This is a genomic window from Streptomyces sulphureus DSM 40104, assembly GCF_000381025.1.
In the GTDB taxonomy this organism is placed as follows: Bacteria; Actinomycetota; Actinomycetes; order Streptomycetales; family Streptomycetaceae; genus Streptomyces; species Streptomyces sulphureus.
Genome location: NZ_KB905819.1, coordinates 277,272 through 296,842 on the forward strand (window position 1 = coordinate 277,272; position 19,571 = coordinate 296,842).

Annotated in this window: 15 protein-coding genes and 1 pseudogene; 12 read left to right on the forward strand and 4 right to left on the reverse strand. The window is 70.6% G+C overall.

Features of this window, described 5'->3' with window-relative positions; all coding sequences use genetic code 11:
* Positions 1-237: 237 nt before the first annotated feature.
* Positions 238-2,199: an acetate--CoA ligase gene (gene acs, locus F603_RS0120510; protein ID WP_019547845.1), complete on the reverse strand. Its 1,962-nt coding sequence runs from the start codon at positions 2,197-2,199 to the stop codon at positions 238-240.
* Positions 2,200-2,741: 542 nt separating this feature from the next.
* Between acs and F603_RS0120515 the strand changes: the two genes are divergently transcribed.
* Complete coding sequence (locus tag F603_RS0120515; RefSeq protein ID WP_019547846.1) at positions 2,742-3,932, forward strand: polysaccharide deacetylase family protein; 1,191 nt, start codon at positions 2,742-2,744, stop codon at positions 3,930-3,932.
* Between the two features lie 39 nt (positions 3,933-3,971).
* Here the strand turns inward: F603_RS0120515 and F603_RS0120520 are convergent, their stop codons facing one another.
* Positions 3,972-4,952: an ATP-binding protein gene (locus F603_RS0120520; RefSeq protein ID WP_019547847.1), complete on the reverse strand. Its 981-nt coding sequence runs from the start codon at positions 4,950-4,952 to the stop codon at positions 3,972-3,974.
* 105 nt (positions 4,953-5,057) lie between these two features.
* Here F603_RS0120520 and F603_RS0120525 point away from each other — a divergent pair, with 105 nt between their 5' ends.
* Positions 5,058-5,888: a Fic family protein gene (locus tag F603_RS0120525; protein ID WP_019547848.1), complete on the forward strand. Its 831-nt coding sequence runs from the start codon at positions 5,058-5,060 to the stop codon at positions 5,886-5,888.
* A gap of 308 nt (positions 5,889-6,196) precedes the next feature.
* Here the strand turns inward: F603_RS0120525 and F603_RS0120530 are convergent, their stop codons facing one another.
* Positions 6,197-7,054, reverse strand: a complete 858-nt coding sequence (locus F603_RS0120530) for an HAD family hydrolase (RefSeq protein WP_019547849.1) — start codon at positions 7,052-7,054, stop codon at positions 6,197-6,199.
* 461 nt (positions 7,055-7,515) lie between these two features.
* Between F603_RS0120530 and ssd the strand changes: the two genes are divergently transcribed.
* The 7 genes and pseudogenes from ssd to F603_RS34220 form a co-directional block, all read left to right on the forward strand.
* Positions 7,516-8,658, forward strand: coding sequence for a septum site-determining protein Ssd (gene ssd, locus F603_RS32485; RefSeq protein ID WP_026328585.1), 1,143 nt, complete (start codon positions 7,516-7,518; stop codon positions 8,656-8,658).
* A 26-nt stretch (positions 8,659-8,684) separates the two neighbouring features.
* The gene (locus tag F603_RS0120540) at positions 8,685-9,881 is read left to right on the forward strand and encodes a TadA family conjugal transfer-associated ATPase (protein WP_019547851.1); all 1,197 of its coding nucleotides are present in this window, start codon (positions 8,685-8,687) and stop codon (positions 9,879-9,881) included.
* A complete protein-coding gene (locus F603_RS0120545; RefSeq protein ID WP_245600838.1) occupies positions 9,868-10,728 on the forward strand; it encodes a type II secretion system F family protein in 861 nt (286 codons plus the stop codon). The genes F603_RS0120540 and F603_RS0120545 overlap by 14 nt, the downstream gene beginning before the upstream one ends.
* A 351-nt stretch (positions 10,729-11,079) precedes the next feature.
* The gene (locus F603_RS35955; RefSeq protein WP_245600839.1) at positions 11,080-11,511 is read left to right on the forward strand and encodes a type II secretion system F family protein; all 432 of its coding nucleotides are present in this window, start codon (positions 11,080-11,082) and stop codon (positions 11,509-11,511) included.
* Positions 11,512-11,739: 228 nt separating this feature from the next.
* A complete protein-coding gene (locus F603_RS34215; RefSeq protein ID WP_019547854.1) occupies positions 11,740-11,895 on the forward strand; it encodes a DUF4244 domain-containing protein in 156 nt (51 codons plus the stop codon).
* Positions 11,896-12,109: 214 nt separating this feature from the next.
* Positions 12,110-12,436 (forward strand): TadE family type IV pilus minor pilin, encoded by a 327-nt coding sequence (locus F603_RS0120560; RefSeq protein WP_019547855.1) that lies wholly within the window; start codon positions 12,110-12,112, stop codon positions 12,434-12,436.
* Positions 12,336-12,686, forward strand: a pseudogene (locus F603_RS34220) (Rv3654c family TadE-like protein); the annotation flags it as partial. The gene F603_RS0120560 and the pseudogene F603_RS34220, both read left to right, overlap by 101 nt.
* Positions 12,687-12,874: 188 nt before the next feature.
* On the opposite strand, the gene F603_RS0120565 reads toward F603_RS34220, so the two are convergent.
* On the reverse strand, positions 12,875-15,313 hold the full coding sequence (locus tag F603_RS0120565) for a DEAD/DEAH box helicase (protein ID WP_078503708.1): 2,439 nt from the start codon (positions 15,311-15,313) through the stop codon (positions 12,875-12,877).
* Positions 15,314-15,501: 188 nt separating this feature from the next.
* Between F603_RS0120565 and bldG the strand changes: the two genes are divergently transcribed.
* The 3 genes from bldG (at position 15,502) to F603_RS0120580 (ending at position 19,441) form a co-directional block, all read left to right on the forward strand.
* Positions 15,502-15,843, forward strand: a complete 342-nt coding sequence (gene bldG / locus F603_RS0120570) for an anti-sigma factor antagonist BldG (RefSeq protein ID WP_019547857.1) — start codon at positions 15,502-15,504, stop codon at positions 15,841-15,843.
* 134 nt (positions 15,844-15,977) lie between these two features.
* A complete protein-coding gene (locus F603_RS0120575; protein WP_019547858.1) occupies positions 15,978-16,412 on the forward strand; it encodes an ATP-binding protein in 435 nt (144 codons plus the stop codon).
* Positions 16,413-17,041: 629 nt separating this feature from the next.
* Positions 17,042-19,441: a sodium-translocating pyrophosphatase gene (locus F603_RS0120580; protein WP_019547859.1), complete on the forward strand. Its 2,400-nt coding sequence runs from the start codon at positions 17,042-17,044 to the stop codon at positions 19,439-19,441.
* The last annotated feature ends 130 nt before the right edge of the window (positions 19,442-19,571 follow it).

Genomic DNA, 19,571 nt, shown 5'->3' on the forward strand with positions numbered 1-19,571 from the left:
ACTGCCCGGGGTCGCGGCTGTCGTGGCTGTTCGTCACGTGCCGGATCATCCTCCGTCACCTGGTGCCCGGTGGCCACTCCGGCGAGCTTACGGTGTCGTTTCGGGAGCCTACGGTCTCATCCCCCGCGGTGCCGCGGGGGCGCCGGCATCGCCCGTACGAAACCTGAGTCCGCGTCAACACACGGCGAGGGGCGCCCGACTCGCGCCGGGCGCCCCTCGCCGTCGTCGCTCTGCGGGTCAGTCCTCGCTCGCCGCGCCCGGGAGCTTCGCCTGGATCAGGTCCATCACGGAGGCGTCCGTCAGCGTCGAGACGTCCCCGAGCGTGCGCTGCTCGGCGACGTCCCGCAGCAGCCGGCGCATGATCTTGCCGGAGCGCGTCTTCGGGAGCTCGGCCACGGGGAGGATCTGCTTCGGCTTCGCGATCGGTCCCAACTGCTTTGCCACGTGGGCCCTGAGCTCCTCGGTGAGCCCCTCGGCCTCGGCTGCGTCGCCGCGGAGGATGACGAACGCACAGATCGCCTGCGTCGTCTGCGGGTCGGTCGCGCCGACGACGGCGGCCTCCGCGACCGAGGGGTGCGAGACGAGCGCCGACTCCACCTCGGTGGTGGAGATGTTGTGCCCGGAGACGAGCATGACGTCGTCGACGCGGCCGAGGAGCCAGATGTCACCGTCCTCGTCTTTCTTGGCTCCGTCGCCTGCAAAATAGCGGCCCTCGAACCGGGACCAGTAGGTGTCGATGAACCGCTGGTCGTCCCCCCACACGGTGCGCAGCATCGACGGCCACGGCTCGGTGAGCACGAGGTAGCCCCCGGAGCCGTTGGGCACCTCGTTCGCCTCGTCGTCCACGACCGTCGCGCTGATCCCCGGCATCGCCACCTGCGCGGAGCCCGGCTTCGTCTCGGTGACGCCGGGCAGCGGGCTGATCATGATGCCGCCCGTCTCCGTCTGCCACCAGGTGTCGACGACGGGCGTGCGGTCGCCTCCGATGTGGTGCCGGTACCAGACCCACGCCTCCGGGTTGATCGGCTCGCCGACGGAGCCCAGCACGCGCAGCGAGCTGAGGTCGAACTTGGCCGGGATGTCGTCGCCCCACTTCATGGAGGCGCGGATCGCGGTGGGCGCCGCGTAGAGCAGCGTCACGCCGTACTTCTCGACGATCTCCCACCAGCGGCCCTTGTGCGGAGTGTCGGGCGTGCCCTCGTAGAGCACCTCCGTGGCGCCGTTGGCGAGCGGCCCGTAGACGATGTACGAGTGGCCCGTCACCCAGCCGACGTCCGCCGTGCACCAGAAGACGTCGCTCTCGGGCTTGAGGTCGAAGACGGCGTGGTGGGTGTAGGCGACCTGCGTGAGGTAGCCGCCCGTGGTGTGGAGGATGCCCTTCGGCTTCCCCGTCGTGCCCGAGGTGTAGAGGATGAAGAGCGGGTGCTCGGCGTCGAAGCTCTGCGGCGTGTGCTCGTCGGGCTGGCGGTCGACCACGTCGTGCCACCAGACGTCGCGGCCCTCGGTCCAGGAGATGTCGTCCTGCCCGGTGCGCCGGACCACGAGGACGTTCCGCACCTCCTCGGTGCCCGGCTTGGTGAGCGCCTCGTCCACCGCGGGCTTCAGCGCGGAGGCCGCGCCCTTGCGGTACCCGCCGTCGGCGGTGATGACGACGCGCGCGTCGGCGTCCCGGATGCGTGCGGCGAGGGCGTCGCCGGAGAAGCCGCCGAAGACGACGGAGTGCGGGGCACCGACCCGCGCGCACGCCAGCATCGCGACGACCGTCTCGGGGATCATCGGCAGGTAGATCGCGACGCGGTCGCCCGCCTGGACGCCCAGCTCCAGCAGCGCGTTGGCGGCGCGCGAGACCTCTTTCTGGAGGTCGGCGTAGGTGAGGGTGCGGGTGTCGCCGGGTTCGCCCTCGAAGCGGATCGCCACGCGCTCGCCGTTGCCCGCCTCGACGTGGCGGTCGACGCAGTTGTACGCCGCGTTGAGCTTGCCGTCGGCGAACCACTTGGCGAACGGGGGGTTGCTCCAGTCGAGAGTCTCCGTCGGCTCCTTGCTCCAGCTCAGGCGGCGTGCCTGGGTCGCCCAGAAGCCCAGACGATCGGCCTTCGCCTGCTCGTAGGCCGCCGCGTCGACGTTGGCGTGGGCAGCGAGGTCGGCGGGCGGTGCGAACCTCCGCTCCTCTTTGAGCATGTTGGCGATGGCTTCGCTCATGGTCGGCTCCCGGCGTCTCGAATGGTTTAGACCAGTCTCGAATGCTCTTTGACCGGCGGGGAGTTGGTCAACCCCCGCCGCCGCCGATCCTGGCACTACAGCCGTCCTGGGTACAGGCGTCCAGGGAGAAGAGGGGCGTGTCGAGCGTGGGCGCTGCCGCCGCCGACGAACGACGCCCGTTCCGACGGGACGCGCCATCCTCGTCCACCTGCTGTCCGCCTTCCACGCGGCCGGGCGGGCGGCACAGCTCCGTCGGCGAGTGGTGTGACCGCCCTGGGTGTTCCCAAGTAGTGGCACTGCGAGGGTAGTTCGGGACGAACGGACCGAGGAATTCCGGGGGCGGCCTCTCGCTCCTTCCTCTCAAAGAGTGAATAATCATCCCAGGCAGCTTGTCGTATTTATTCCGGAATCATCCCGTGCCACCTTGATCGGCAGTCAACTGCCACCACGGCGGAACGGGGTCACCGATGCAAGCCAGGCTGAGACGGCATGCAGGACGTACGACAGGGACTGCGGCACTGGCGGCTGCGACCGCCCTGACCGTGTTGCTGAGCGGGTGCGCCGACCAGAAGGGAACCGAGGACAAAGTCGCGCCCGAGGAGAAGCCGAACCAGCGCCCGAAGCTGCTCGGCGACGGATCGACGGCGCGCATGGGCGCCCAGCCCCTGCAGCCGACCCCCCGCAAGCTCGCCCCCGGCAAGAAGCCGCCGCAGTTCGTCGTCTTCTCGTGGGACGGCGCGGGCGAGGACGGGAAGAAGCTCTTCTCCCGGTTCCTGCGGGCGGGCAAGAAGTACGGCGCCTCGCAGACCTTCTTCCTCAGCGGTCTCTACGTACTCCCGGAGAAGAAGTCCAAGCGCTACTCGCCCCCCGGCCACGCCCAGGGCGCCTCCGACATCGGCTACCTCGGCAACGACCACGTCCGCTCCACGCTGCAGCAGGTCAACAAGGCATGGCTCGCGGGCAACGAGATCGGCACCCACTTCAACGGCCACTTCTGCGGCCCGACGGGCGTCGACAGCTGGTCCGTCGACGACTGGAAGAGCGAGATCCGGCAGGCTAAGTGGTTCGTCAAGAACTGGAAGACGACGACGGGTTGGAAGCGCGCCGCACCCCTGCCTTTCGACTACGACCGGGAGCTCGTCGGCGGCCGGACACCCTGCCTGGAAGGCCAGAAGAACCTCTTGCCTGCGGCGAAGCAGATGGGATTCCGGTACGACTCGAGCGGCAACGGCACCCAGGTGTGGCCCGGCAAGAAGCACGGTCTGTGGGACGTGCCGCTCCAGCAGGTCCCCGTTCCCGGCAAGCAGTTCGAGACCCTCTCCATGGACTACAACTTCCTCGCCAACCAGTCCGGCACCGTCGACGGACCGGTCGAGAAGCGTCAGGAGTACGGCAAGCAGATGCGGGACGGCCTGCTCAAGGGCTTCGAGCGGGCGTACACGGGCAACCGTGCGCCCTTCGTCGTCGGCAACCACTTCGAGGACTGGAACGGCGGCGTCTACATGGACGCCGTGGAGCACGTCATGCGCCAGGTCTGCACGAAGAAGGAGGTGCGCTGCGTCTCCTTTCGGCAGCTCACCGACTGGCTCGACGCGCAGGACAAGTCGGTGCTGAAGAAGCTGCGTTCGCTGAAGGTGGGCGAGAAGCCTGCCGACGGCTGGCCGTCCCTCCTCAAGGGCGAAACGCAGCGCGAGCCCGGGAAGCGCCGCCAGGGTCAGCAGGCGGCGGGCTGACGGTGGGTGCGGGGCGCCTCGCCGGCGCCCCGCACCGGGTCACGCGGGTTGGGGAGCCTGCTCCCCGAGGACGAAGTCGGGGTCGACCTGCGCGGCGAGGTCGGCGCCCGTCCTCTCGTTGCCCCAGCTCTGCGCGTTGCGCAGGTGGAAGTGGATCGTCTGCCGTGTGTAGCGGCCCCAGTCGCGGTGGTCGTACGCGGAGTCCGCTGCCGCGTGCAGTTCGTGGAGCGCGCGGGAGTTCTCGGGCTCCAGCTCGGAGAAGGGGAGCGGCCGTCCCTTCTCCAGGGCGCGCACCCAGGCCGAGTGGCCGAAGGAGACGAGGAGGTCGTCTCCCACCTCCTCGCGGAGGAACTCGACGTCGTCCTCGCTCTGCACTTTGTTGCCGAGGACGCGCAGGGAGACGCCGAAGTCCCGCGCGTACTCCTTGTACTGGCGGTAGACGCTGACGCCCTTGCGCGTGGGTTCGGCCACGAGGAACGTCATGTCGAAGCGGGTGAACATCCCGGACGCGAAGGAGTCGCTTCCGGCTGTCATGTCGACGACCAGGAACTCGTCGCGCCCGTCGACGAGATGGTTGAGGCACAGCTCCACCGCGCCGGTCTTGGAGTGGTAGCAGGCGACGCCGAGATCGGACTCGGTGAACGGCCCGGTGGCGAGGAGGCGCAGCGAGCCCCCGTCGAGTTCCACGCGGCGGGCGCAGGCGTCGTAGATCGGGTTCTCCTCGGTGAGACGGAGGAGCCTGGAGCCGTTGCCCGGCGGGGTCGTCTTGATCATGGAGTCCGCCGACGCGATCCGCGGGTTCTCTCCGCGGAGGTATTCCTTGATCAGGGGGAGTTGGCCGCCCAGCGCGGGGAGCGCGGCTGCCTCCTCCTCGTCGAGCCCCAGTGCGGCACCGAGGTGCTGGTTGATGTCCGCGTCGACAGCGACCAACGGCAGGTTCTGAGCGGCGATATGGCGGAGGAAGAGGGAGGACAACGTCGTCTTCCCGCTGCCGCCCTTGCCGACGAAAGCGATCTTCATGTTCAGCAGGGTATGCGCCGGGAACCGTCGGATCTCGGCACCGAGTGGGGAAGACCACTCGATCGTGCGGCATCGGCGGTGCGGCCCGTGCGTAGGGTCGGACGCATGACAAGCAGCGCTGCCCCCGCAGACCCGCTCGCCGCGCTCGGCGAACTGCCCGGTGTCCCGGAGTCCGTCGCCTCCGTACGCAAGGCCGTCGACCGGGTCTACGGGCATCGCGTGATGCGCCGTCGCTCCAGTGAGATCACCGGTGAGGCGGCGCTCCGTGGCGCCCGAGCTTCCGCCGCGCTCGACGGGGCCGACTGGGCACTGGAGGAGGTGCGCAGGCGCAGCGACTTCGGCAGCGACCCCGAGGCTCGCACGGTCGGCGCCGCGCTGCGCGCCATCGCCGAGTCCGGTCAACTCCTCGATGTCTGGAAGCAGTCGCCGCTGCGCGTGCTGGCGCGGTTGCACCTGGTGGCGGCGGGCGGGGCCGGCGCCGATGACAGGGTGGGGCGTCCTCGTCGCGCCGGTGAGCCCGTGGAGGGTTCCGAGTTCGGCGTGGACCTGCCGGATGTGGAGGAGGTGAGTGCGCGGCTGGACGGCCTCGCCGACCTCGTCGTCCGCGGGACGGCCGCTCCGGCACTCGTCACCGCAGCCGTGGTGCACGCGGAGCTCATGGCGCTGCGGCCGTTCGGCTCGTACAACGGCGTCGTGGCGCGGGCAGCGGAGCGGCTGGTGCTGGTGGGCAGCGGGCTCGACCCGAAGTCGATCTGCCCCGCCGAGGTCGGGGCCGTCGAGCAGGGGGCCGACGCTTACGCCGGGGCGCTGCGCGGCTACGCGTCGGGCCGGCCCGACGGGGTCGCCGGGTGGATCGCCTTCTGCGGACGGGCCGTCGAGCTGGGGGCCCGCGAGAGCACCGCGGTCTGCGAAGCGCTACAGCGCGGGGCCGCCTGAGCAGCCACAGGCGGAGGCTCGCGCTGCAGCGCGAGCCTCCTGGCTCGTCCGGCGGGTTCCGGTGCGTCTGCCGTCGGTCCGTCGGGGCCTCTCCCGAACGAAGGACCTGCCCGTTCCGCGGGCCTGGGCGTCGCGTGGGTTCCCGCCGGGCGGGCGGGACGGTCCGTGGGCCGCTGCGTCTCTCGCGCCTGCGGCATCCTCCCGGATGTCGTGGGTCTCGCGGGCCGCTGATTCCTTTGTACTGCTCGAGGACGCGGGGTGGAAGGGGATTCGGGGACGTCAGGTTCGCGGGTGAAAGGTTGTCTCTTCTACCTCCGCGGGAAGGGCAGCGCCCGCAGGAGATCCGGGCGCCGCTTGCTCGTGTACCAGACGAGGCCGGCTGCCGTCGCCGCTGCTCCCAGCGCTGCCGCCGTAACCGTCAGGACCGAGCGCGGCGGCAGGCGGAAGTCCGGGATGCGCTGCTTGAGGCGTACGGGGCGGGAGAAGGAGAGGACCGGCCAGTCGCGGACGACGGCCTCCTTGCGCAGGGCGCGGTCCGGATTGACGGCGTAGGGGTGGCCGACCGCCTCGAGCATCGGCACGTCGGTCGCGGAGTCGCTGTAGGCGTAGCAGCGGGAGAGGTCGTACCCTTCCGACTCGGCGAGCTCGCGGAGGGCCTCGGCCTTGGTGGGGCCGTAGGCGTAGTACTCGATCTCGCCGGTGTACCGGCCCTCCTCGACGACCAGGCGGGTCGCGACGGTGCGGTCGGCGCCGAGGAGCTCGCCGATCGGCTCGACGACCTCCGAGCCCGAGCTGGAGACGATCACCACGTCCCGCCCGGCGAGGTGGTGCTCCTCGATGAGGGAGGCGGCCTCGTCGTAGATGAGCGGATCGATGAGGTCATGGAGCGTCTCCGCGACGATCTCCCTGACCTGCTGGACGTTCCAGCCGCGGCTCAGAGCCGATAGGTACTCGCGCATCCGCTCCATCTGGTCGTGGTCGGCTCCGCCGAGGAGATATACGAACTGCGCGTAGGCAGTGCGCAGTACGGCACGGCGATTGATCAGGCCACCTTGGTAGAAGGACCTGCCAAAGGTGAGCGTGCTCGACTTCGCAATGACCGTCTTGTCCAGATCGAAGAAGGCGGCTGTCCGGGGTAGCGAGACGTTTTCCACGGAGCCGAGCATAGGCGCCAACCATTCGGCGTAAGGTGGGGCGCGTGGGTTTGCCTGAGAAGGCTCTCGGGTACACCATGGAAGTCACGGATCGTTCGCGACCGTGCTAACCCGGTCCGACTCCTCCCCCCCCGAGTCGGCCGTGGAGACGACCCCCGCTCTCCCCCCCGGCGGGGGTCGTCGCATGTCCAAGGGCCTTTTTGCTCTCCGGGACGAGTGAGCCGGGCGGAGCTTCTTCCGTCGTTGATCGTTTGCAGGCCGTCCGAGGGTGCCAACTTCGTCACTCGCTGTAATTGGAGTGATGCTCTCCGGATGGCCCTCGCAAGGGTGACGAAGTTTTCCACAATCCCCGGGTTGTCCACAGTTCTTGACCATGATCCACGCGATATTCGTGACGCCTGCACAGTGATTCCCGGCGGCGCCCCAGGGCGTTTGCTCAAGCGAGTACACATGGCTGGGAGCGGGGCTGGATCATGGCCGAAAACATTCTGATTGTCACGGAGGACGAGGTCCTTCTCGATGACCTACTGCGACTCTGTGCAGCCGCCGGTACCAAAGCGGATGTGGCTCATGGGGCTCCTGCGGCCCATTTGGATTGGTCGAGTTGGGGAGGAGCCGTCTCCTGGGAACGGGCTCCGCTCGTATTGGTGGGGGACGACTGCGCAAAAGCGCCCGGACTCGGGGGAGTTGCCGAATGCGGTGCGCGCGGCGCCCGTCGTCGCTCCGGGGTGCTCCTCGTCGGACGGGACCTCGACGACTCGGGCGTCTGGGAGCGCGGTGCGCGGATCGGCGCCGAGGGCGTCGTTCTTCTTCCGGACGCCGAGAGCTGGTTGACGGGGCGTATCGCGGACGCGGCCGAAGGGATCGGCGAATTCGCGCTGACGGTCGGTGTCGTGGGCGGTCGGGGTGGCGCGGGCGCGTCGACCCTCGCGTGCGCCCTTGCCCTCACCGCCGTGCGGATGGGGCACCAGACGATGCTGATCGACGGCGACCCGCTGGGCGGCGGGCTCGACGTTCTGCTCGGCGGGGAGCGCGCCAAGGGGCTGCGCTGGCCGGCTTTCGCGGACTCCCGGGGACGGGTGGGCGGCTCGGCGCTCGCCGAGTCGCTGCCGCGGATGCACGGGCTGAGGCTGCTGAGTTGGGACCGCGGGGAGTCCGTCGTGGTGCCTTTGGAGGCGATGAAGGCGGTCCTGTCCGCTGCTCGCAGGCGGGGCGGCGTTGTCGTCGTCGACCTGCCGCGGCGGATGGACGAGACCGTGGCGGAGGCGCTCGTCCAGTTGGACCTCGGGCTCGTCGTCGTGCCGGCCGAGCTGAGGGCCGTGGCCGCCGCGCACCGGATCTCCTCGCGCGCCCGGCTCGCCGTCCCCGACTTGCGGGCTGTGGTGCGGGCACCGGGAGGGCCGTCAGGCCCCAGGCCGTACGGTCCCGGGCTCGACGAGAGCGAGGTGGCGCGCCTGCTGGGCCTGCCGCTCGCCGGTGAACTCCCTTGGGAGAAGGGCCTCTTGGAGTACGTCGACCGGGGTCTGCCGCCAGGGTGCGAGGAGGGCGGCGCGCTTGCGAGGTTCTCGCGGGAGTTCTGGAAGCGGACGCTGAGCGAAGGGGGTGCGTCGGAGTGAGGGGGCGTCCCGCGCGGGAGCGGGCCGTGCCGGTGGCGGGGGCCCTCCTCGACACGGTGCGGCGGCAGTTGGCCGAGGCCGGTACGGAGCCGACGCCGGCCGGCGTCGCCGCCGCGCTGCGTGCCCAAGGGCGGCTGCTCGGGGACAGCGCGGTACTCGATGTCGTGGACAGCCTCCGATCCGAGATGGTGGGGAGCGGCCCGCTCGAACCGCTGCTCGCCGAGCCGGACGTGACGGACGTGCTGGTCACGGCGCCCGACCAGGTCTGGGTCGACCGAGGCGGAGGGCTGCACCTCACCGAGGTGCGCTTCCCCGACGCCCCGGCGGTGCGTCGCCTCGCCCAACGGCTCGCCACCTCCGCCGGCCGTCGTCTCGACGACGCGCGGCCGTGGGTCGATGCCCGGCTCCCCGACGGCACGCGCCTGCACGCTGTCCTGCCGCCGGTGGCGGTCGGCTCCACCTACCTCTCGCTGCGCGTCGTGCGTCCACGTGCCTTCACTCTCGGGGAACTCGTCCGAGCGGGGACTCTTCCGGCCGGCGGCGACGGCCTGCTCCGCTCCGTGCTCGATGCGCGGCTCTCCTTTCTCGTCACCGGCGGGACCGGCTCGGGGAAGACCACGTTGCTCAGCAGTCTGCTGGGGCTCGTGGGGGGAGGAGAGCGCATCGTCCTCGCCGAGGAGGCCGCCGAGCTGCGCCCCGATCACCCGCATGTCGTCAGGCTGGAGGCGCGGCCCGCGAACCAGGAGGGGGCGGGCCGGGTGGAGTTGCGCGATCTCGTGCGGCAGGCCCTGCGCATGCGTCCCGACCGACTCGTCGTCGGCGAGGTACGCGGCGCCGAGGTGACCGAGCTGCTCGCCGCGTTGAACACGGGGCACGAGGGCGGCTGCGGGACGTTGCACGCCAACGCGGCAGTCGACGTGCCCGCCCGGCTGGAAGCGCTGGGAACGGCCGGAGGGCTCGATCGAGCCGCGCTCCACAGCCAGTTGGCGGCGGCGCTCGACCTGGTCGTCCACCTCGTCAGGGGGCGCGACGGGCGCAGGCGGGTAGCCGAGGTGCACGTGCTGGATCGGCTCTCCGACGGTCTGGTGTGCACGCGGCCGGCTGCGGTGTGGAACGGCCGAGACCGCGGCTTCGCCCCTCAGGAGGGGTGGGCGGAGCTGCAACGTCGGTGTGCTCCAGCGGTACCGGAGCTGAGTGGCGGGAGGCGGCATGTCGGCGGATGAGCGTGTGCTGACGTTCGGCAGAGCGGGCGGCGTCCGGTCACCTCGGGGACCGGGTGACGGCAGGGCCCGCAGGCTGTTCGCCTCCGAGGAGGAGCCGTTGGGCGCGTGGCCGCGTCGCTGGGGCGGGCGTGCGCTGGAGCTGGTGCGCACCCGTGGCGGTCCCCAACTGCTTCCGCTGGTCGCGGGATTGGCTGTCGGGGTGCTGAGCAGTTCGTGGCTTCCGTTGCTGATCGGAGCTGCCTGCGTGCCGTTGGCAGCACGGTGGCTGCGGAGGCGACTTCTCGTGCGCGGCGCAGAGGAACGAGAGGAGGAGGTGATCGAACTCTGCAGCGTGGTCGCGGGGGAACTGAGGGCGGGCCGGCCGCCGGCACAGGCCCTGTCGGTCGGGACCGAACTGGTCGGCCACGGAGAGGAGGGAGGTTTTCTCGAGGGCACGGCCGTGCCTGCTGCCGCCCGCTTCGGCGGTGACGTACCCGAGGCACTGCGAGAGGCAGCCCGCACGGAGGGGGCGCAGGGGCTCAGTGGTGTCGTCGCGTGCTGGCAGGTCGCCGTCGACGGAGGCGCCGGGCTTGCTCGGGCGTTGGAGCGAGTCGGCAGCTCCCTCCAGGCGGAGCGGGAGCAGCGCGAGGAGCTCCGCGCACAGTTGGCGGGGCCGTGGGCGACGGTCGCGGTTCTCGCGATGCTGCCTGTGCTGGGTCTGGTTCTTGGGAGCGCCATGGAGGCCGAGCCGCTCCAGGTTCTGTTCCACACTCCGTCCGGCCTCGTCTGCCTCCTGCTCGGCGGCCTCTTCGAAGGCGCTGGCCTTTGGTGGACGTGCGCGATCGTACGAGCCGCGGAACGGGGGTGAGTCGTGTTCGGGGAAGCGCTGGGCGTCGCCCAATTGTGGGGCGCGGGCGTCGGGTTGGTGGCGTTCGGAGTGGTGTGCGTGCTCTTCGGGAGGTGGCGGGAGAGCTGCGGGCGGCGGAGGTCGGGGCGCGTGATCCCGGCGGACCGGCCGGCGGGCGGGGAGGAAAGGACGGGTGCGGGTGAGCAGTCCGGCCGGAGCACCCGCACTTTGGCCGCACTGGGAGCCGGGGCAGGTGTCTGTGCCCTGGTCGGGGGCTGGTCGGGCGTACTGACCGGCATGGTGGTGGCCTGGGGCGTCCAGCGGTGGTCGAGACGGTGGGCGTCAGATGCAGATGAGGAGGAACGCGAGGAGGTGGCACGTCAACTGCCCCTCTGCGCCGAGCTCCTGGCCGCGTGTCTCGCGGCGGGTTCGGGGCCGGCCAAGGCTGCTGAGGCGGTGGGAAGGTCGATCGGTGGCCCGGTCGCAGGGTTGTTGAGCCAGACGGCGAGGGAGTTGCGCCTCGGCGAGGAGCCCGCTCTCGTCTGGGAGCGGTTCGGCTCCGTGCCGGGCGGTGGACGACTCGCACGGTGCATGGCACGCGCCGGGGAGGCAGGCGTTCCGGCTGCGGAGACGGTGAGTCGATTGGCGGCCGAGTTGAGGGCCGCCGGCGTGCGGCGCGCGGCGGTGCGTGCGCGGCGTGCCGGAGTCATGGTCACTGGGCCGCTGGGGCTGTGCTTCCTGCCTGCCTTCGTGGCCGTCGGTGTGGTGCCTGTGGTGTTGGGGCTGGCCAGGACGCTGGTCTGAGGTGGCCCGGAGGGGTGCTATGCCCGCGGGTCCAGGGAAGAGAACGGGGAAGAGCGGATGCGAGTACGTCGAGCAAAGGGTGCGTGCCTGGTGGCTGCACCGGTGCGGGTCACGCCGTGCGGCGCGTATGTCGGCGAGCGTGGGCGGTTGGTGCGCGTCCTGGGGGCTCAGTGGGGAGTGGCGTCCCGTCGTCTGCGGCTGCCGGCGGGCCTGGGAGGAAGCCCGAGGTTGGGCGGCGAGGCCGGCATGAGTACGGCCGAGTACGCCGTCGGAACCCTGGGTGCGGCGGCCCTCGCCGCGGTCCTCTACCAGGTGGTCACAGGGGACTCGGTAACGGGAAAGATCGAGGAGCTGATTGCGAGGGCTCTTCGTGCACCGTTCTGACGAGGGAGCGCAGGCCGCCGGTGCGGAGGGCCCGCCCTGCCTCCGCAGGACCGCGGCGTCCGAGGTGCGCAGGGAGGCGAGACACCGCCGAGCACGGTCGCGCACGCCGCGTCGTCGTCCCGGACGGGAACGCAAGGGCAGGGTGCCGGCTCCGAACCGGCAGTCGCTCCAGGCGGGATGGCCGGGTGGAGGGAGAGGTCGCGAGGGCGGTTTCGTGACCGCCGAAGCAGCCCTCGTGCTACCGGCGTTGGTGATCGTCGCCGCGGTACTGCTCTGGGGGCTCATGGCGGCTGCCGCGCAGATCCGGTGCGTCGACGCTGCGCGGGCGGGCGCCCGCGCAGCAGCACGGGGCGAGGCCGACGACGGCGTACGGAAGGCCGTGCGTACGGCTGCCCCGTCGGGCGCAGTGGTGGAGACGGCGAGAGAGGGGGAGTTGCTGCGTGTGCGAGTCAAGGCGAAGTCGGCAGGGCCGGGGCCGCTGGCGGTGGAACTCGGCGCGGACGCGGTGGCGTTGGCCGAGTCGGGAGTGCCCACGGGGTGAGAGAGGCGCGGCGACCGCCTGTGCTGCGGTCTGCTGTCTGTCCCTGTGTTTCCTCTTCGGGGGCGTGCTGATGCTCGGGCAGGCCGTCGCGGCCCGCCATCGGGCTGGCGCTGCCGCAGACTTGGCCGCCCTGGCCGCGGCGGAGCGTGCGCTGGAGGACGGTGCGCGGGCCTGTCGGACGGCACGTCTGGTCGCGTCGGCACAGCGGGCCGAAGTCGTCGCGTGCACGGTGAAAGGCGAGGTTGCCGACCTCATAGCGGTGGCACGCATCGGGCCTTACGCACCGGTGGCGAGGGCGCGTGCCGGACCGCGCGAGGCTGCGGTTGCGGGCGGGGCCTCAGGGCCGCGCGAGGCGTGGGCGCCTGGGCTCGGGGCAGTCGTCCGGCCGCCGTTGCAGCCCGTCCGCCACGCGCCTGCGCGTTTGCAGGTGCGGCTCGGTCAGTCGCCGCGCGTGCCGATGTCAACGCCTTGCCGAGCACCGGAGTTGATGAGCTCGGTGAGCAGATTCACGGCGCCGCGTTTGTGGAGGGGATCGTTCCCGTTCCCGCACTTCGGCGACTGGATACAGGAAGGGCAGCCCGACTCGCACTCGCAGGCGGCGATGGCGTCACGGGTCGCCGTGAGCCATTCCAGCGCGGTGCGGAAGCCGCGCTCGGCGAAGCCGGCGCCGCCGGGGTGTCCGTCGTAGACGAAGACGGTGGGGAGAAGCGTGTCCGGATGCAGCGGAAAGGAGACGCCGCCGATGTCCCAGCGGTCGCAGGTGGCGAAGAGGGGCAGCATGCCGATCGACGCGTGCTCGGCGGCGTGCAGGGCGCCGCCGAGGATCTCGGATTCGACGCCGGCCGCGTCGAGTTGGTCCTCCGTCATCGTCCACCAGACCGCCCGGGTGCGCAGGGTGCGCGGCGGCAGGTCGAGCTTGCTCTCGCCGAGCACCTCCCCCGTCACCAGTCGGCGTCTCAAGTAGGAGACGACCTGGTGGGTGACCTCGACGGAGCCGAAGCACAACCGCCCCTCGCCCCAGGGGAGTTCGGTCTCGGTTTCCAGGACCGACAGCGAGGTGGTGTCCCTGGCCATGGTCGTCCAGGGCGGGTCGGAGCGTTCGACGAGCGCTGCGGAGCCCTCCAGGTCCAGCTCGCGGACGACGTACGTCCTGCCCTGGTGCAGGTGGACGGCGCCCTCGTGGACGGTGGTGTGAGCGGCGCCGGCGTCGACGGTGCCGAGCAGCGTGCCGGTCCCCTCCTCGACGACCTGCACGGGGCGTCCGCCGCTGCCGCGGATGTCGACGAGGTCGGCGGGCCGCTCCCTGCGCGTCCAGTACCAGGACGAGCCGCGGCGGCGCAGCAGGCCCTGCCTGCCGAGCTTCTCGGTGAGTTCGGCGGCGGAAGGGCCGAAGAGCGCGAAGTCCTCGTCGGCGAGCGGTTTTTCGGCGGCCGCGGCACACAGGTGAGGAGCGAGGACGTACGGGTTGTCGGGGTCGAGGACGGTCGACTCCACCGGGCGGTCGAAGAGCGATTCGGGGTGGTGCACGAGATAGGTGTCGAGCGGGTCGTCACGCGCGACGAGGATGGCGAGGGCTCCCTGCCCGTCCCTTCCGGCGCGCCCCGCCTGCTGCCACAGCGAGGCGAGAGTGCCGGGGTAGCCGGTGATGAGGACGGCGTCGAGCCCCGAGACGTCGACACCGAGTTCGAGCGCCGTCGTGGCCGCGAGCCCCAGCAGTTCGCCGGAGTGGAGCTTCGCTTCGAGCGCCCTGCGCTCCTCGGGGAGGTAACCCCCGCGGTACGCCGCGACGCGGGGCGAGGGCACCGCGGCCGCGCCGGACACGCCGGTCGGGGGACCGAGCCGCTCCTGAGCGATGAGGGAGATCAACTCGGCCCCGCGGCGGGAGCGTACGAACGCCACGGTGCGGACGGCCTGTTCGGCGAGGGCGGTGAGGAGCGACGCCGACTCAGCGGTGGCGGTACGTCTCACCGGTGCGCCGCCCTCGCCCTCGTACTCGGTGAGCGGGGGTTCCCAGAGCGCGAAGACGGTCTCGCCCCGGGGCGAGGTGTCCTCGGTGACTTCGGCGACGGGCAGCCCGGTCAGCCGTGCTGCTGCGGTGGCGGGTTCTGCCGTGGTCGCGGAGGCGAGGACGAAGACCGGTTCCGACCCGTACCGCGCGCACAGCCGCCGCAGCCGGCGGATGACTTGGGCGACGTGCGAGCCGAAGACGCCCCGGTAGGTGTGGCACTCGTCGATGACGACGTAGCGCAGGGCGCGCAGGAAGGAGGACCAGCGTGAGTGCGCCGGGAGGATGCCCCCGTGCAACATGTCGGGGTTGGTGAGCAGGAAGTTGGCGTGCAGTCGCGCCCAGTCCCGTTCCTCGGGTGCGGTGTCGCCGTCGTACGTCGCCGCGCGGACGGCTGTGCCGAGCGGCTCGGCGAGTTCGCGTATCGCGCGGCGCTGGTCGGCGGCGAGGGCCTTGGTGGGGGCGAGGTAGAGCGCGGTCGCGCCCCGTCCGTTGGGTGCTTCGGAGCCGTCGAGAAGGCTGGTGAGCGTGGGGACGAGGTAGCAGAGGGACTTCCCGGAGGCGGTGCCTGTGGCGACGACGACCGATTCGCCCCGCAGGGCGTGGTCGATCGCGGCGGCCTGATGTTCCCAGGGACGGTCGACGCCGGATCGGCGGACGGCGTCGATCACTTCCGGCCGGATCGGCTCGGGCCATTCCGCATGGCGACCGTCGCGAGGGGGCAAGTGCTCCGTATGGGTGAGGCGCGCAGCGCGGTCTGACCCTGTAGTGAGACGATCGAGCACGCCGCGAGGGTCGCCACGGCGGACCGTGCCGCAAGGCACGGCCGGTGGGCGTACGGTCGCGGACCGTGGGTGCTGTTCGAGGGCCATCGGTACGAGTGTGTCACCGGCGTGACGGACAATGACCGCAAGGCGTCGTACTCGCCTACTGGTAAGTGATTGAATGCCTCTGCGGCTGCCGATCCGTCCCCCGCTTCGGGGGGCACCTCTCGCTGTCAGGCAAGGGGGAGGGAGGACCGAGGGGGCGGACCGCTCGATAGCAAGGTGCTGGAGGTTCCGTGGACCTGTCCCTGTCGACCCGTACTGTCGGTGATCGCACGATCGTCGAGGTCGGTGGCGAGATTGATGTGTACACCGCGCCCAAGCTGCGCGAGCAGCTTGTGGAGCTGGTGAACGATGGCAGCTACCACCTCGTGGTGGACATGGAGGGTGTCGACTTCCTCGACTCCACCGGTCTCGGTGTCCTCGTCGGCGGGCTCAAGAGGGTCCGGGCGCACGAGGGGAGCCTGCGCCTCGTCTGCAATCAGGAGCGCATCCTCAAGATCTTCCGGATCACGGGCCTCACCAAGGTGTTCCCGATCCACGGTTCGGTCGACGAGGCCGTCGCCGCCACGGACTGAGTCCCCGTCGCTCCCTGCGCCGACGCGTCCTGCCGCGCAGCGGTGCGGCAGGACGCAACACCGGATGCAGGGAGACCGGGCGGGTTTTCGCCCGGCCCCCTGCCGCCCAGACTGGAAAGACCGAAGGGGATGGCATGGCCACCGTCGAACTCCGTTTCAGCCCGCTCCCGGAACACGTCCGGACGGCGCGGTTGGTGGCCGCCGCGGTGGCGCGGCGCGCAGGGGTGGACGAGGCGGTGCTCGACGAGGTGCGGCTCGCGGTCGGTGAGGCGTGCACCCGTGCCGTCGCGCTGCACTCCGCCCAGAATCTGAGCAGCCCGGTCCGTGTCGCGCTCGTCGAGGACGAGAAGAAGTTCTCGATCGAGGTCGGTGACAGCGGGCCGCCCCCGCAGCCAGCCGAGTCGCTGCCGGCCGAGCAGCCGGCGTCGGCGCCGGAAGAGGAGGGCGAGGGGGAGATGGGGCTCGCTGTGATCAGCGGCCTCGTCGACGACCTGGAGGTCGGCGCCGACGACGAGGGCGGGCTGATCAGAATGAGCTGGCCCGTCATCCCCGACGAGGAGCCCGTCTAACCCCTCCACCGTGCAGTCAGCCCCCGGTCGCCACGGCGCCGGGGGTTTCGTCGTGCTCCGGGTGTCTGTGGGGCGAGGGGCCGTCCTCGAAGGCCGACCCGTGTCCGGGCGCAGAGCCGCCGGGGAGGCGGTACGGAACGGAGCGCGCCGCGCCGTGGGGTGCTCGTCGTCACTTCCAACTCTCCCATGACAGGCAGGCGTTGGCTCGTCGTGGCTGCAACTTGCGGCGGCAGCCCGGCGGTTGAGCCGAGTTGTGAGCGATCGATCCACGCCGTCCCGCCCGCCACGTCAGCAGCCACACGTCCGGAAAGCCTGACGCCGGCTCCGGGCCGGGGCCGCTCCCGGCGAGAAGCGTTTTTCCTGTGTGCGCGCCTATTGCGACCAGGGGTAATCCGGCAATAGGAGATCACCGAACTGATCATTTCTTCGGCGTCAGTTGAATTCGGTGTTTACCTCATGCGAGCGATTTTTCGAGGGGTACGACCCCCCAACCACGCAGGTCGAGCCGGATTCTCGTTGCAGCGCCCTGTTTTGATCAGGAACTGATCCCTACAATCCGTCAACATCTTTGCAGCAGGACGCCTGAGCGTGCTTGCGCGCGCCCATGTGCCAAACGTCAAGGAGGACGAATGGCGGGGCATCTCAGCCCACTTCAGAACCCCCAGTTCTTGGCCGATTCCGCAGAACTGACCACAGGCAACCGTAGTTTGGTGATCGTCATCGCCGTGGTTGCGCTGGCAGCGCTCGGAGTCGCCCTAGTGCTGGTGCGGCAAGTACTCGCAGCCGGTGAGGGCACCGAGTCCATGAAAAAGATCGCTGCGGCGGTGCAGGAGGGCGCGAACGCCTATCTCGCACGGCAGTTGCGGACCCTCGGCATCTTTGCCGTGGTGGTCTTCTTCCTGCTCCTGCTCCTCCCGGCCGACGATATGACCCAACGCCTCGGCCGTTCCCTCTTCTTCCTGGTGGGCGCCGCCTTCTCGGCCGCGACCGGCTATATCGGAATGTGGTTGGCGGTCCGCAGCAACGTGCGCGTGGCGGCTGCCGCCCGCGAGGCGACGCCGGCGCAGGGAGAGCCCAAGGCCGACCTCACCGCGGTCTCCCACCGCGCGATGAAACTCGCGTTCAGGACCGGAGGCGTGGTCGGCATGTGCACCGTCGGCCTCGGCCTCTTCGGTGCCGCGTGCGTCGTCCTCGTCTACGCCGCGGACGCGCCGAAGGTGCTGGAGGGCTTCGGCCTCGGCGCGGCGCTGATCGCGATGTTCATGAGGGTCGGCGGCGGCATCTTCACCAAGGCGGCCGACGTCGGCGCCGACCTCGTCGGCAAGGTGGAGCAGGGCATCCCCGAGGACGACCCGCGCAACGCGGCGACGATCGCCGACAACGTGGGCGACAACGTCGGCGACTGCGCCGGCATGGCGGCCGACCTCTTCGAGTCGTACGCGGTCACCCTCGTCGCCGCCCTGATCCTCGGCACGGTCGCGTTCGGCGACGCCGGCCTCGGCTTCCCGCTGATCGTGCCCGCGATCGGTGTGGTGACGGCGATGATCGGCATCTTCGTCGTGGCACCGCGACGCTCCGACCGGAGCGGGATGACCGCGATCAACCGGGGCTTCTTCGTCTCGGCGTGCATCTCGATCGTCCTCGTGGCGATCGCCGTCTTCACCTACCTGCCCAGCAGCTACGCCGACCTGACGGGCGCCGAAAGCGCGCTCCGGCAGCACGACGGCAACCCGCAGGTGCTCGCACTCGTCGCCGTCGCGATCGGCATCGTGCTCGCGGCGCTGATCCAGCAGCTCACCGGGTACTTCACGGAGACGAGCCGGCGCCCGGTGCGCGACGTCGGCAAGACGTCGCTCACCGGCCCGGCGACCGTGGTGCTTTCCGGGTTCTCGCTCGGCCTCGAATCGGCCGTGTACTCGGCGGTGCTCATCGGACTCAGCGTCTACGGCGCCTTCCTGCTCGGCGGCACCTCGGTGATGCTGGCGCTCTTCGCGGTGGCTCTTGCGGGCACCGGGCTCCTCACGACGGTCGGCGTGATCGTGGCCATGGACACCTTCGGCCCCGTCTCCGACAACGCGCAGGGCATCGCCGAGATGTCGGGCGACGTGGAGGGCGAGGGCGCGCAGGTCCTCACCGACCTCGACGCCGTCGGGAACACCACCAAGGCGATCACCAAGGGGATCGCCATCGCGACCGCGGTGCTCGCGGCCGCGGCGCTCTTCGGCTCGTACAGCAGAGAGATCGGCGAGGCCGTCTCGAAGTACAACGTCTCCGTGGGCAGCGAGTTGGGGTTGAGTCTCGACATCGTCCAGCCCAACAACCTCGTCGGGCTGATCCTCGGCGCGGCCGTGGTCTTCCTCTTCTCCGGGTTGGCGATCAACGCCGTCTCGCGTTCGGCCGGCGCCGTCGTCTTCGAGGTGCGGCGGCAGTTCCGCAGCAAGCCCGGGATCATGGACTACTCGGAGAAGCCGGAGTACGGCCGCGTCGTCGACATCTGCACCAAGGACGCGCTCAGGGAGTTGACGACGCCTGGGCTGCTCGCCGTGATGGCGCCGATCTTCGTCGGGTTCACGCTCGGCGTGGGCGCGCTCGCCTCGTTCCTTGCGGGCGCAATCTGTACCGGCATCCTGATGGCCGTCTTCCTCTCCAATTCCGGTGGCGCGTGGGACAACGCGAAGAAGCTGGTCGAGGACGGGCACCACGGCGGCAAGGGCAGCGTGGCGCACGAGGCGACGGTGATCGGCGACACGGTCGGCGACCCGTTCAAGGACACGGCGGGCCCGGCGATCAACCCGTTGCTCAAGGTGATGAACCTGGTCGCTCTCCTGATCGCTCCGGCCGTGGTGAAGTTCAGCTACGGCTCGGACGCGAGCATCGGCACGCGCATCCTGATCGCGGTCGTCTCGATCGCCATCATCGTCGGCGCCGTCTACGTCTCCAAGCGGCGCGGCATCGCCGTGGGTGACGAGGGCGAGGGCTCGGACGCGGATTCCGTGACGAAGCCCACCGATCCGGTCGCGGCTTCCTGAGCCGTACCGGGGCTGTGACCCAACACACGGGCGGACGCGGCGAGTTGCTGCCGCGTCCGCCCGTTCTGCCGGGTGGCACGGGCGTCGAGGGCGCGCGGGAGCCCCGTGGGCGCCCCCTCGTATTTGGTGC